Annotated in this window: 11 protein-coding genes, 1 tRNA gene and 1 pseudogene; 10 read left to right on the forward strand and 3 right to left on the reverse strand. The window is 61.5% G+C overall.

Annotated features, from left to right (window positions below; all coding sequences use genetic code 11):
• The first annotated feature begins 9 nt into the window (after positions 1-9).
• The 10 genes from J2Y48_RS25405 to J2Y48_RS20950 all read left to right on the forward strand — a co-directional run bounded on the left by J2Y48_RS25405 (position 10) and on the right by J2Y48_RS20950 (position 10,851).
• Positions 10-147 (forward strand): DUF982 domain-containing protein, encoded by a 138-nt coding sequence (locus J2Y48_RS25405; RefSeq protein WP_405030275.1) that lies wholly within the window; start codon positions 10-12, stop codon positions 145-147.
• A 21-nt stretch (positions 148-168) separates the two neighbouring features.
• Entirely contained in the window at positions 169-420 is a 252-nt protein-coding gene (locus J2Y48_RS25410) for a DUF982 domain-containing protein (RefSeq protein ID WP_405030272.1), read from the forward strand.
• Positions 421-596: 176 nt separating this feature from the next.
• The gene (locus J2Y48_RS20920; RefSeq protein ID WP_310421999.1) at positions 597-1,091 is read left to right on the forward strand and encodes a ferritin-like domain-containing protein; all 495 of its coding nucleotides are present in this window, start codon (positions 597-599) and stop codon (positions 1,089-1,091) included.
• Positions 1,092-1,658: 567 nt separating this feature from the next.
• The gene (locus tag J2Y48_RS25415; protein WP_405030276.1) at positions 1,659-1,745 is read left to right on the forward strand and encodes a potassium-transporting ATPase subunit F; all 87 of its coding nucleotides are present in this window, start codon (positions 1,659-1,661) and stop codon (positions 1,743-1,745) included.
• Positions 1,746-1,769: 24 nt separating this feature from the next.
• Positions 1,770-3,479: a potassium-transporting ATPase subunit KdpA gene (gene kdpA, locus J2Y48_RS20925; RefSeq protein WP_310422003.1), complete on the forward strand. Its 1,710-nt coding sequence runs from the start codon at positions 1,770-1,772 to the stop codon at positions 3,477-3,479.
• Between the two features lie 14 nt (positions 3,480-3,493).
• Positions 3,494-5,536 (forward strand): potassium-transporting ATPase subunit KdpB, encoded by a 2,043-nt coding sequence (gene kdpB / locus J2Y48_RS20930; RefSeq protein ID WP_310422007.1) that lies wholly within the window; start codon positions 3,494-3,496, stop codon positions 5,534-5,536.
• Between the two features lie 2 nt (positions 5,537-5,538).
• Positions 5,539-6,111, forward strand: coding sequence for a potassium-transporting ATPase subunit KdpC (gene kdpC / locus J2Y48_RS20935; protein ID WP_310422009.1), 573 nt, complete (start codon positions 5,539-5,541; stop codon positions 6,109-6,111).
• A gap of 15 nt (positions 6,112-6,126) precedes the next feature.
• Positions 6,127-8,823 carry a sensor histidine kinase KdpD gene (locus tag J2Y48_RS20940; protein ID WP_310422012.1) on the forward strand — a complete coding sequence of 899 codons (2,697 nt, stop codon included), beginning with the start codon at positions 6,127-6,129 and terminating at the stop codon, positions 8,821-8,823.
• The gene (locus J2Y48_RS20945) at positions 8,820-9,512 is read left to right on the forward strand and encodes a response regulator transcription factor (RefSeq protein ID WP_310422015.1); all 693 of its coding nucleotides are present in this window, start codon (positions 8,820-8,822) and stop codon (positions 9,510-9,512) included. Before J2Y48_RS20940 ends, J2Y48_RS20945 begins: the two co-directional genes overlap by 4 nt.
• A 322-nt stretch (positions 9,513-9,834) precedes the next feature.
• Positions 9,835-10,851: a DUF4105 domain-containing protein gene (locus J2Y48_RS20950; RefSeq protein WP_405030273.1), complete on the forward strand. Its 1,017-nt coding sequence runs from the start codon at positions 9,835-9,837 to the stop codon at positions 10,849-10,851.
• Positions 10,852-10,962: 111 nt separating this feature from the next.
• On the opposite strand, the pseudogene J2Y48_RS20955 reads toward J2Y48_RS20950, so the two are convergent.
• The 3 genes and pseudogenes from J2Y48_RS20955 to J2Y48_RS20965 all read right to left on the reverse strand — a co-directional run.
• Positions 10,963-11,370, reverse strand: a pseudogene (locus tag J2Y48_RS20955) (tyrosine-type recombinase/integrase); the annotation flags it as partial.
• A gap of 669 nt (positions 11,371-12,039) precedes the next feature.
• A tRNA-Cys gene (locus J2Y48_RS20960) sits at positions 12,040-12,113 on the reverse strand.
• A gap of 282 nt (positions 12,114-12,395) precedes the next feature.
• Positions 12,396-12,965: an NADPH-dependent FMN reductase gene (locus J2Y48_RS20965; protein ID WP_310422019.1), complete on the reverse strand. Its 570-nt coding sequence runs from the start codon at positions 12,963-12,965 to the stop codon at positions 12,396-12,398.
• Positions 12,966-12,979: the final 14 nt, after the last annotated feature.

The following is a 12,979-nucleotide window of genomic DNA, read 5'->3' on the forward strand; positions in this document are numbered from 1 at the left end:
GAATGCCTTATGGAGCTTTGGCCCACGTTGGATGGTGTCGCGTTCCACCGTGCCCTGGTTGTTTGTGCAACTGCCCTGGAGGGCGGCGCTGACGAAGCCTTCAGGGCAGCGGCAGAAGAAGCCGATATCCTCGTTCCGATCCATTGATCCTGCTGAGGAGCAAGGCGAATGGACCCGAGGTACTGGACCAAAAGTGTAGGGTTGGAGTTGGGAGGCCTGGCCCAGGTTGAAATTGTGCGGAGCACTCATCAGGCGGCCACCGTCCTCTCGCATTGGCCGCCTGGCAAACAAGGCGAGGCCTACATAGAAGCCAAGCGAGTCTGCCGGGCTGTTCTCAAAGATGATGCGCCTTCACAAATCGCCCGCGATGTCTTCATTCGCGCTGCTGAGGTAGCGGGAATCCTCATACGGAAGAAGTGAGGGTGCGAGGATGAGTTTTGACGTGTCTCCTGCCATACATATGGAGCCGATGCGGCGCAGTGCGCCTCCTGTGGCAGGGTGTCTATTGAATTTGACGTGTCGTTTGACGCGACGATTGGAACGTTTTCCACGCCAGCTGATTTCTCCGTCGCGTTTCATTGCCAAGGAGGAACACCATGAAATCGCTGGCTGAGATTTTCGAGCACACCCTGCAGGATGTCTACTACGCTGAAAATGCGATCACCACGGCGCTACCCAAGGTCGCCAAGGCTGCAAAGAGCGCCGACCTAAAGAAGGCCGCCGAAGAGCACCTCGCGGAAACGAAGGATCAGATCAAGAAGCTGGAACGGGTCTTCAAGTCAATCGGCAAGAAGGCCTCCGGCGAAAAGTGCGATGCCATCGAAGGGCTGATCAAGGAAGCCGACGGGCTGATGCAGGAGGCCGAGGGTACCGCGCTTGATGCCGGCCTGCTCGCTGCGTGCCAAGCTGTCGAGCACTACGAGATCGCACGGTACGGTTCGCTGCGCGAATGGGCGAAAGATCTCGGCCACGTCGAGGCGCATACGCTCCTGAGTGAAATCCTCGACCAGGAGAAGGCGACGAACAACAAGCTCACGAACCTCGCGGTGACGTCCATCAATAAGACGTCGTCCGCTACGAAGGCCGCTTAGCCGCTGCGCCCCGACCCTAGGTATCGCTGGATACGGAACCAGCGCCAGCAGCCAAGCTGGGAGGGAAGCCCGCTCAAACCAGTGCGTGAGTCGCCCAACAAAAACGGGCCACTAATTTGGGGGCGCAACTGCTCCAATATCGAGGGTCCATGGCAATCCTGCAGGCCCCTCATCAGGAGCACGGCCGCTTAGGGCCGAACGCAGTCGAGCCTTGTCCGCTTTGCGCCCCCATTCCCGCCATTCCGAGACCCTTGGCGACCACCCGAGATCAGACGTCGCCAGCGACAGGACTGGACGACTTCATTGCGCCAAAAGCGGACTAACCACCCATAGGATCATGAGTGGGCAGCCTGGCAGCTGCGTCCGCCTTTGCGGTCTTTATGTTTTCCTTATGTCCGCCGCCAATCATCACAATCGATATTTGATCTCACGAGCGTGCATCATCCGGACGTCAGAAAAGTCCGGAGGATGCACATGTCCGACATCGTTTTTCTTGCCGCCGGCATCGGCGGTTTTGTCGTGCTTGCGCTCTACGCGCGCACGCTCAGCCGGCTCTAGGAGGGATCGATGATCGAACCTCTTATCGGCCTGTTCGTCGCCATTTCGCTTGCCGCCTATCTCGTCGTGACCCTTGTCCGGCCTGAACGGTTTTGACCCGTCCTCTGCGGAGATTTTCCCATGACCGTCATCGGCTGGCTGCAGATCAGCCTCCTCTTTCTCGCCGTCCTGATCGTCATCAAGCCGCTGGGGCTTTACATGGCGAGCGTCCTTTCTGGCGAGCGCAGCGTCTTTTCGCCAATTCTCGCCCCTGTCGAGCGCGGCCTCTATGCGGCCGCCGGTGTCGACCCGGCGAGAGAACAGGGCTGGCTCGGATACACGCTGTCCATGCTCACCTTCAGCCTGGTCGGCTTCATCTCGCTTTACGCGATCCTGAGATGCCAGGCATGGCTGCCATTGAACCCGCAGGGCTTCGGCAACGTCCCTCCCGACCTTGCATTCAACACGGCCGTCAGCTTCGTCACCAATACCAACTGGCAGAACTACGCCGGTGAGACGACGATGAGTCACTTCAGCCAGATGGCAGGGCTGACAGTGCACAACTTTGTTTCGGCCGCGACCGGCCTCGCCATGGCGCTTGCCGTGACGAAGGCCTTTGCGCGCTCGGCCACCTCGACGGTCGGCAATTTCTGGGTCGATCTCGTCCGCGGAACCCTCTATATCCTCTTGCCGATTGCCACCGTCGTGGCGCTCGCCTTCGTGGCGATGGGCCTTCCGCAGACGCTCGACGCGTCGGCGGATGCGACGACGCTCGAGGGCGCAAGGCAGGCGATCGCGTTCGGGCCGATTGCCAGCCAGGAGGCGATCAAACAGCTCGGCACGAACGGCGGCGGCTTCCTGAATGTCAACGCCGCGCATCCGTTCGAAAATCCGACAGCGCTTTCGAACTATCTCAACATTTTCGCGATGCTGTCGATCTCGGCGGCGCTCCTCTACACCTTCGGCCAGCTCGTCGGCAATCGCCGCCAGGGCTGGACCTTCGTCGCCGTGACGTTTTCGTTCCTGATTGTCGGTGCCGGCGTCATCTATTGGGCGGAGGCGGCGGGCAATCCCATCCTGACGGCCCTTGGTCTCGATCCGGCGCTCGGCAACATGGAAGGCAAGGAGGTCCGCTTCGGCGAGGCGATGACGGCGCTTTACGCGGCGGTCACGACTGGCCTATCCGATGGCGGCGTCAACGGCATGCATGGGTCGTTCACCGGCCTTGGCGGTCTCGTACCGATGTTCCTCATGCAGCTCGGTGAAGTTCTGCCCGGCGGTGTCGGCTCCGGCCTCTACGGCCTGGTTGTCTTTGCGATCCTTGCCGTGTTCGTTGCCGGCCTGCTGGTCGGCCGCACCCCGGAACTGCTGGGCAAGAAGATCGAGGCGCGCGAGATGAAGTATGCGATGTTCGCCGTGCTCATCCTGCCCGTCGCGATCCTCGGCTTTACGGCCATCTCCGCGATGCTGCCGTCGGCCGTTGCCAGCGTCGGCACCGCCGGGCCGCACGGGCTCTCGGAGATCCTCTATGCCTTTACATCCGCCACCGGCAACAACGGTTCGGCCTTTGGTGGGCTCTCCGGCAACACACCTTGGTACAACACCACACTCGGTATTGCGATGTTGCTGGGCCGCTTCGCCTATGCCGTTCCAGTGCTTGCCATTGCCGGATCGATCGCCGCCAAGACGCGCGTGCCGGCGTCGAAGGGGACGTTTCCGACCGACACGCCGCTCTTCGTCGGCCTGATGATCGGCATCATCCTCATCCTCGGCGGGCTTCAGTTCTTCCCAGCGCTCGCCCTCGGCCCGATCATCGAGCATTTCGCCATGCTTTCTGGCCAGACCTTCTGAAGGAAACCAGGCATATGTCCAGGAAACCCCTCGCACCCCGCCTCTTCGATCCAGCGATCTTTCTGCCGGCAGCCAAGGCCGCCGTCTTCAAGATCGACCCGCGCCAACTCCTCCGCAATCCGGTGATCTTTGTGACCGAGGTCGTGGCGGCGGTGGTCACCCTGTTCTTCGTGCGCGACCTCATCGCCAACGGAGGCAGCCCGTTCTTCTCGGGCCAGATCGCCGCGTGGCTTTGGTTCACGGTGCTGTTCGCAACCTTCGCCGAAGCCGTTGCCGAAGGGCGCGGCAAGGCGCAGGCCGACTTCCTGCGCCGCTCCAAGTCGGAGCTGACGGCGCGCAAGCTCCTGTCTTCCGAGAGGCGCGAGACGCAGGACGTCCCGGCCACCACGCTGAAAATCGGCGATCTCGTTCTCGTCGAAGCCGGTGAGTTGATCCCCGGCGACGGCGAGATTGTCGACGGTGTCGCATCGGTCAACGAGAGCGCGATCACGGGCGAATCGGCTCCGGTGATCCGCGAAGCCGGCGGCGACCGGTCCGCCGTCACCGGCGGCACCCAGGTCCTTTCCGACTGGATCAAGGTCCGAATCACGACCGCTCCGGGCTCGACCTTCGTCGATCGCATGATCGCCCTGATCGAGGGAGCACAGCGCCAGAAGACGCCGAACGAGATCGCGCTCTCGATCCTGCTCTCCGGCCTGACGCTGATCTTCCTGATCGCCGTTGTCACCCTCTGGGGCCTCGCCGGCTATTCGGCGACCGTTCTCTCGGTCACGGTGCTCTCCGCATTGCTGGTCACGCTGATCCCGACCACGATCGGCGGGCTCCTCTCGGCGATCGGCATTGCGGGCATGGATCGGCTCGTGCGCTTCAACGTCATCGCCACCTCGGGCCGCGCCGTCGAGGCGGCCGGCGACGTCGACACACTGCTGCTCGACAAGACCGGCACGGTCACCTACGGCAACCGCATGGCGAGCGATTTCCTGCCCGTTCCGGGTGTCACGGAACAGGAACTCGCCGATGCGGCGCTGCTGGCGAGCCTGGCGGACGAGACGCCGGAAGGCCGCTCGATCGTGGCGCTTGCCACCGGCGAATTCGGCCGGCGCGCGCCGGCGGAAAAGATGGATGCGATCATCCCGTTTGCCGCCGAAACCCGGCTTTCCGGTGTCGACCATGCAAGCCGTCGGCTGCGCAAGGGCGCGGTCGACTCGGTCCTGAAGTTCGCCGGCCTTTCCGAGGCGGCGGTCCCCGCCGTGTTCCGGCAGGCCGTCGACAAGATCGCCCGCACCGGCGGCACGCCGCTAGCTGTGGCGGACGGCAACCGACTGCTCGGCGTCATCCACCTGAAGGACATCGTCAAGCCGGGCATCAAGGAGCGCTTCGCCGCGCTGCGGGCGATGGGCATCCGAACCGTGATGGTGACGGGCGACAATCCGATCACGGCCGCCGCAATCGCATCCGAGGCCGGCGTCGACGATTTCCTTGCCGAGGCCACGCCCGAGGACAAGCTCGCCTTCATCCGCAAGGAACAGAGGGGCGGCCGGCTCATCGCCATGTGCGGCGACGGCACCAACGACGCCCCGGCGCTCGCCCAGGCCGATGTCGGCGTCGCCATGCAGACGGGAACGCAAGCCGCCCGCGAGGCGGCCAACATGGTCGACCTCGATTCGAGCCCCACCAAGCTCATCGAGATCGTCGAGATCGGCAAGCAACTGCTGATGACGCGCGGCTCGCTCACCACCTTCTCGATCGCCAACGACGTGGCGAAATATTTCGCCATAATCCCAGCACTGTTCGTCACAACCTATCCCGCGCTCGCGGCGCTCAACGTCATGGGACTCGGATCGCCGCAGTCCGCCATCCTTTCCGCCGTCATCTTCAATGCGCTGATCATCGTTGCGCTCATTCCGCTCGCACTGAAAGGCGTCAAATATCGCCCCGTCGGCGCGGCCGCGCTGTTGCGCCGCAACCTGCTGGTCTACGGCCTCGGCGGCCTCCTGCTGCCCTTCGTCGGGATCAAGGCCATCGACGTCGTCGTCTCCACCCTCAATCTGGTGTGACCATGCTCAGTCAACTCCGTCCCGCCCTTGTTCTTACCCTGGCCCTGACCGTGATCACGGGCCTGGTCTATCCGCTGGTGATCACCGGTATCGCGCAGGCGCTGATGCCACGGCAGGCGAATGGCAGCCTGGTCCTCAAGGATGGAGCCGTCATCGGTTCCGAACTGATCGGCCAGAACTTTGCCTCCGCACAATACTTCTGGCCGCGTCCCTCGGCGACCGCACCGGAACCTTATAATGCCAGTGCTTCCACCGGCTCCAATCTCGGCACCACATCCGCCAAGCTCAAGGAGCGCGTGGGCGCGGACATCGCACGACTGCGTGCCGCAGGTGTCATGGGCGACGTTCCGGCCGACGCCGGCACGGCATCGGGATCGGGCCTCGACCCGCATATCTCGCCTGAATTCGCGAGGGCCCAGGTTGCACGCGTCGCCAGGGTGCGCGGCCTTCCGGAACGGGAGGTCACCGCTCTCGTCGAGAAGTCAATCGACGGTCGCCTGTTCGGTTTCATAGGCGAGCCCCGTGTGAATGTGCTAGAACTGAACCTCGCCTTGGCTGCTTCAAAGAACCGATAAAGCTCGAGACATTGCATGCCTGAGAATGACCGCGAGCGAACAAGCCGCCCTGATCCCGATGCCCTGCTTGCGCTGGTCGACCGTGACACGAGAGGAAAGCTCACGGTCTTCCTTGGCGCTGCACCTGGTGTCGGGAAAACCTATGCCATGCTTACGCGGGCGCGACGCCTCAAGGCAGAGGGCGTGGATATTGTCATCGGGCTCGTCGAGACGCACGGACGCAACGAGACGGCAGCGCTCCTCGAAGGACTGGAGGTCCTGCCGCGCCGCGAGGTGATCCACAGCGGCCGGACGCTGTCGGAATTCGACCTCGACTCCGCCTTGGGCCGTCATCCGCGGATCATCGTCGTCGACGAACTCGCCCACACCAATCTCGGCGACAGCCGCCACCCGAAACGCTACCAGGACATCGAGGAACTGATCGCGGCCGGCATCGATGTCTGGACCGCGGTCAACATCCAGCATCTCGAAAGCCTTTCGGATGTCGTCTCGCAGATCGCCGGAGTGCAGGTACGCGAGCGCATTCCCGATACGGTGCTGAACCGTGCCGACGACGTGCTCCTGGTCGACCTGCCGCCGACAGAACTGATTGAGCGGCTGAAGGAGGGCAAGGTCTATCTGCCCGACAGCGCCAAGCGCGCTATTGATCGCTTCTTCCGGCTGGGCAACCTGACGGCCTTGCGGGAGCTCGCGCTCAGGCGCACGGCCGACCGGGTCGACGACCAGATGGTCGACTACCTCAAGCAACACGCCATCGAAGGGCCGTGGGCGGCCGGCGAAAGGCTGCTCGTCTGCATCGGCCCCGATTCCCTGTCGGAAAAGGTGGTCAGGACGGCAAGCCGTCTTGCTTCGGGCCTCAACGCCGAGTGGATCGTCGTCTCCATCGACCGTGCCGACGGCGAGGACGGTGACCGCGAGGCAATGCGGCAGCTCGATGATACGTTCCGCCTAGCCGAGCGACTGGGGGCGCAGACGCGCCGCGTCATCGGCAACGATTTCGTCGAGGAAATCCTCAGATTCGCGCGACGCGAGCACGCGACGCAGATCATCATCGGCGCACGGCAAATTCGGTTTCCCTTTCGGCTCTTTCGTCGTTCGCTGCCCGATGCCCTGGCAGCCCGGGCAGCGGGCATCGGCGTTCATCTGATTACCGACAGGGAGAGCCCCTCTACAAAGCCGAAGCATCCGCGCCCCCGTGTATCGGCGAAAGAGCTTGCTCGCTGGCTCGGTATTGCCGCTACCGCCGTTGGGTCGGCGACGGTGGCCGGCCTCGTGATCGAACGCTTCGTCATCCTGCAGAACATATCGCTTCTCTACCTGCTCGCGGTGCTGGTCTCGGCCACCTATGCCGGCTACATCGCCGCGATCGCCGCGGCGCTATTTTCCGGCCTCGCCTATAATTTCTTCTTCATCGAGCCGGTCGGCACGTTCACCATCGCCGAACCGCACGAGGTCTTCGCGTTCTTCGTGTTCCTCGTGGTCGCCACCCTTGTCGGCAGCCTGGCATCCCGCATTCGGCAACAGGCGAAGGCCGCCCAGCGGCGGGCGACGGCCGTGCAGGCGCTTTACGACTATTCCCGTACGCTGTCCGGTACCGTCGACGTCGAAGACGTGCTCTGGGCTGCCGTCACCCAGACGCAGAAGATGCTGAGGCGCAACGCGGTGCTGCTGCTGCCGGAGGACGGCGATATTGCCTTGAGCGTCGCCTGGCCGCCGGACACCGAACTCGGCGTCACCGACATGACGGCCGCCCGCTGGGCCTTCGAACGGAAGGAGGCAGCCGGCAACGGAACCGGCACGCTGCCAAAAAGCCTGTTCCAGTTCAGGCCGCTGATGACCCCGAACGGTGTCGTCGGCGTTTGCGGTTACGTGCAACGGGACAAGCCACTGGAGATCAACGAGGAGCGGGCACTGGCAGCGATTCTCGACCAGACGGCGATCGCCGTCGACCGCGCTCGGTTATCGCGCGAAACTCTCGATCAGGCGGCACGCCTCGAAGGCGAGAAGTTCCGCGCCGCGTTGCTTTCGTCCATTTCCCACGATCTGAGGACGCCGTTGGCGACGATCATGGGCGGAGTGACGAGCCTTCGCCAGCTCGGCGATCGGATGCCGGTGGATAGCCGCAACGACCTCCTGCAATCGATCGAGGAGGAAGGCGGCAGGCTGACGCGCTTTGTCGCCAACCTGCTCGACATGACCCGCATCGAGGCGGGAACATTGAATGCCAAGCGCGACTGGGTCGACGTCGCCGACGTTGTGCGCGTGGCCATCGAGCGGGCGCGAAAATACTTCCCCAACCGCGCCTTCGAGACGAGCATCGCGTCCGATCTACCGTTGATGCGCGGCGACAGCGTGCTGCTCGGCCAGGTGCTGTTCAACCTTCTCGACAACGCCGACAGGTTCGGCGGCGACGATCCTGTCAGCATCTATGCCCGGCGGGAGGGAAACGAGATCGTGCTTTCGGTGACCGACCTCGGTACGGGGATCGCACCTGCCGATCTCAAGCATGTGTTCGATAAATTCTTCCGGAAAGGAAAGCCGGATGGACGCGCGCGCGGCACCGGCCTCGGCCTTGCGATCAGCAAGGGCTTTGTCGAGGCGATGGGCGGGCAGATCAAGGCCGAGAGCCCGGCAATCAAGCGCCGCGGCACGCGCATTTCCATGCGCTTTCCGGTCGCGGTCGCCGAATTGCCCAGGAAGGATTGGGAATGACGGCTGAACGTATCCTCGTGGTCGACGACGAGCCGCAAATCCAGCGGTTTCTTCGTCCAGCGCTCGGGGCGGCGGGCTATGAAGTTGTCGAGGCTATGACCGGCGGTGAAGCCATCAAGGCAGCAGCCACGAGCGCGCCCGACGTCATCATCCTCGATCTCGGCCTGCCCGACATGGACGGCAAGGATGTTGTCGCCAACATCCGCGCCTGGTCGCAGTTGCCAATCATCATCCTCTCAGCGCGCGACCGGGAAAGCGAAAAGATCGCCGCGCTGGATCTCGGCGCTGACGATTACATCGAAAAACCCTTTGCCATCGGCGAGCTGACCGCGCGCATTCGCGCCGCGCTTCGCCATCGCGTCCAGATGCACGGGAGCCAGGCGCAGCTCTCTACCGACGGCCTTTCGATCGACATGATCAAGCGGACGGTAATCCGTGACGGCGAGCCACTGCGGCTTACGCCGAAGGAATACGATCTGCTCGTCATGCTCGCCCGCCACGCGGACCGCGTCGTGACCCACAAGACGCTGCTCACCTCCGTCTGGGGTGTCGCCCATGGCGAGGACCTGCATTATCTGAGGGTGTTCATCGGTCAATTGCGCGGCAAGATCGAGCGCGATCCCGCAGACCCGAAGATCATCCGCACAGAACCGGGCGTCGGCTACCGCTTTGTCAGACACGACGACTGATGGGTGATGCAAGCCGACGGTCTGCTTGGGAGTGATCGCGTCCGGTCGCCTTTGCGAATTCCTGAAAGTTGGCGATCCGCTTTGGGCCATAAGCGGACGTCGCGCGGTCGTCCGCCGTGCGCCAATAGCAGGATTCCCGTTTCTGACGTTTGACACGTCGGACGTAATGCACGTCTGGATACGCCCACTGGGCTCTGCTAAATTTGGACATTGTCTCTAACGCGAAAGAGATAGCATGGCGCAGGTTTCGCAAGCCAGTGAGAGATGCTTCCAACTCATTCTGATCAAACCCTCACACTAGAATCCAGATCGGGGTAAGCATTTGCGCCGCATTGCAGGTATCTCCTTGGCATTGCTTCTCGCGCTTGTCATCGCGCTTGCCACCGCTTGGACCGCGCCAGCGCTCTGGTATCGGTTTCCGGGACCCGAGGTGGGGAGAGCTCTGGCAGCAGGTTTGTTTGTCTTGTTGGGATTGGCATCTGCTATCGGGATGTTTGGCCGTTTGCGCTTCCCGGCAATCATGCTCTTTGTGGTAGCTTTCGGCGCAGTTCTGATCTGGTGGAGTTCAATAACGCCTCCAGCCGATGCCAACTGGTCTGCGGACGTTGCCCGGCAAGTGACAGGATCACTCGACGGAAACATACTGACACTGACGAACGTTCGCGACTTCGAATGGCGCAGCGACAGCGACTTTACGGAGCGCTGGACAACACGCACATATGATCTCGATGAACTTAAAAGCCTCGACCTGTTCATGTCCTATTGGGCGGGACCAGAAATAGCCCATGTCATCCTGAGCTTCGGCTTCGAGGATGGGGACTATCTTGCCTGGTCCATTGAAGTGCGCCGCCGCAAAGGCGGGGAGTTCTCGCCTGTTGCCGATCTTTTCAAGAGCGATCCCTTGGTCATCATCGCGGCGGATGAACGCGATGTGGTCGGTGTCAGATCGAATGTTCGTGGTGAGGACGTACAACTCTATCGGCTCCGCACCGGACCTGACGCAGCGCGAAAACTACTCCTTGAGTATGTTGTCGACGCGAATGCGCTTTCAAAAAAGCCGGAATTCTACAATTCGCTAACAACCAACTGCACAACGACCATTGTGAAGATGATGCGGGCGGTCGGCGACAAAATCCCGCTCGACTGGCGTCTCATCGTCAACGGCTATCTTCCCGAATACGCCTATAACCGTGGCGCACTCGACACGCGGTTGCCTTTTGACGAACTGAAGGCGCGCGCACACATCGACCAGCGCGCACAAAAGGCAGGCTTGTTGCCTGACTTCTCACGCCTCATTCGCGTCGATGTTCCTTCGCCCCTTGATGGGAAAACGTCTTAGGATCATAGCCGGACTGGTTCCCGCCCGGCAGTTGTCAGGACTGCTGCCTTCGACCGCTCGGGCGCCCGTCTAAAGCTGCTTTGAATGCACTGCATTTTTTCAATAGAGGCATAGAATCTGGATTGCACGAAGATTGCCAGTCGCTTTGTAGATCATCGCTGCCTTCGTGCGTCGAAGCGAGTGTGTGCCGTAGTCTTCGCGGCGTAGCCCAATCGCAGTGACCCACTCATCGACCAGTCTGGCACAACGGCGAGTGCTGAGATGATCAGCATGATCAACCCGAATGGGAAAGGCGAAGTCATCGATGGTGCCACCTCTTCGTTCAAGCCATGCAAGCAAACTTGCCCTGACGTCACCCGTGATCTCAAACTGGACAGGGCGTCCGGTTTTTTGCTGGATGACCATGGCACGGGTTCGGATATCCTGGCCTGTGACGAGGGTTCCAATCTTAATCTTAGCCAGATCGCAGCCTCGGAGCTTACTGTCGATTGCGAGATCAAACAGCGCTCGGTCTCGCATGCGCCCCTCCCGATCTAGGAGGAAGCGGATCGCAAAAATCTGGCGCTGCTTCAGGGGCTTCTTGACGCCGACTTTCCGGCCGGCGTTGCGAGAGGGGCTAAGTTCATGCCCTACATCGAGAAATATGCCATTTTCGACAATCTGGACGAGACCCTTTTGCTCAATATTGAAGACCTGAACCGGTATTCCGACAGCGCGCAGACAGTGGCATTGTCGTGGGGAAGCCCAGATTTGCCTAGAAACGGGCCAACGTCCTCATGACCGCCCCCCTAAGTCTCGACGTAGGAACGTGGCACAGAAGCTCGCAGATTGAGGCGATCCTTCGCGAATGGTGCCAAGAGCAAGAAGTCGAATTCACCGGCTGGGGCGACCTGGATAGTCGAAAGTTTTACGGCATTGGTGTTCTACGGGGGACTTGAGCGTACAGCGTGATGGGCCCTTATACCCTGTCCGGCTTCAGCTGTTGTGAGGACAAATGCCCCGTCAATTTCAAAACATCGGAACCGTTGTTCTCATCTGGCCATGTTGCATTTATGTCGCATGGAATCGCCGCGAGCATTTGAAAATGCCCGCAAATGCTGGGTACGAGGAAGAAATAGGCACACGAAACGAAACCTGCGCTCAAACGACGGCTCCTCCCTAAGCCTTTGTTTGCTTTAGGGAAAAGAGTGGAGGCCTCGCCCGGAATCGAACCGGGGTGCAAGGATTTGCAGTCCTCTGCGTAACCACTCCGCCACGAGGCCGTCCGTTTGCTTAAAAGCGAGTGGTGGGCGGCGTTTAGAACGAATTCGATGAGGAAGCAAGGGGGCTCATTCTGAAATTGTGCCTTGCCGATGAGAAACGCTGTTTCCCACAGCCTGTCGATCGGTTCCCCAACGCCAGGGCGGCGGGGTCACCCCTCCCCTCCCCCCCTAAGTTGCTGGCAAACCACGGCGAATTACGCATCACTGCCGCGCAGGCAGCGTCGGCTGCGCCAGGGCAGACCGGGCGCTCCGCTCCTCGAAGGCTTTGCGTGGCTCCGGCATTCATTCGCGCGGCAGCACCGTCCGCACCCTTATGATGAAGGCATGGAATTCGGCCATGTAGTTGCGCAGGAAATCCGTGGTCGAATCCACCGTGACTTCACCGTCGTCGGTTATCAGTCCCGGCGTGAACTGGATGTAGGCTTCTGGCGCATTCATCTGCGGCGCATTGCAGAAACTCAAGACGCTGCGAAGGCTTTGCTGAGCGACCGCCGTGCCGATCGAGCCAGGCGACGTGCCGATGACCGCCGAGGCCTTTCGGGCAAAGGCGTTGGTGCCATATGGCCGGCTTGCCCAGTCGATCGCGTTCTTCAAGGCGCCGGGGATCGACCGGTTGTACTCTGGCGTGACGAAAAGAATCGCATCCTTGCTGGTTATCGCGTCCTTGTATGCACGGGCAACCGGCGGATAGTTCGCATCGTAATCCGGGCTATACAGCGGCAGATCGCGGAACGAAATTTCCTCGAACTCCAACTCCTTCGGTGCAAGCCGCACCAACGCCTTTGCGAGCTTGCGGTTGAGCGACGTGCTGGAAAGACTCCCGACGAAATATCCGACATGGTAGGTGGTCATCGACTTCCTCCTTG

This window comes from Mycoplana sp. BE70 (genome assembly GCF_031455855.1).
In the GTDB taxonomy this organism is placed as follows: domain Bacteria; phylum Pseudomonadota; class Alphaproteobacteria; order Rhizobiales; family Rhizobiaceae; genus Mycoplana.

Coding starts and splice junctions, on each gene's coding strand:
- kdpB (WP_310422007.1), top strand. CDS start 3,494: ATGTCCAGGAAACCCCTCGCACCCCGCCTCTTCGATCCAGCGATCTTT.
- kdpC (WP_310422009.1), top strand. CDS start 5,539: ATGCTCAGTCAACTCCGTCCCGCCCTTGTTCTTACCCTGGCCCTGACC.
- J2Y48_RS25410 (WP_405030272.1), top strand. CDS start 169: ATGGACCCGAGGTACTGGACCAAAAGTGTAGGGTTGGAGTTGGGAGGC.
- J2Y48_RS20965 (WP_310422019.1), bottom strand. CDS start 12,965: ATGACCACCTACCATGTCGGATATTTCGTCGGGAGTCTTTCCAGCACG.
- J2Y48_RS25415 (WP_405030276.1), top strand. CDS start 1,659: ATGATCGAACCTCTTATCGGCCTGTTCGTCGCCATTTCGCTTGCCGCC.
- kdpA (WP_310422003.1), top strand. CDS start 1,770: ATGACCGTCATCGGCTGGCTGCAGATCAGCCTCCTCTTTCTCGCCGTC.
- J2Y48_RS20945 (WP_310422015.1), top strand. CDS start 8,820: ATGACGGCTGAACGTATCCTCGTGGTCGACGACGAGCCGCAAATCCAG.
- J2Y48_RS25405 (WP_405030275.1), top strand. CDS start 10: ATGGAGCTTTGGCCCACGTTGGATGGTGTCGCGTTCCACCGTGCCCTG.
- J2Y48_RS20940 (WP_310422012.1), top strand. CDS start 6,127: ATGCCTGAGAATGACCGCGAGCGAACAAGCCGCCCTGATCCCGATGCC.
- J2Y48_RS20920 (WP_310421999.1), top strand. CDS start 597: ATGAAATCGCTGGCTGAGATTTTCGAGCACACCCTGCAGGATGTCTAC.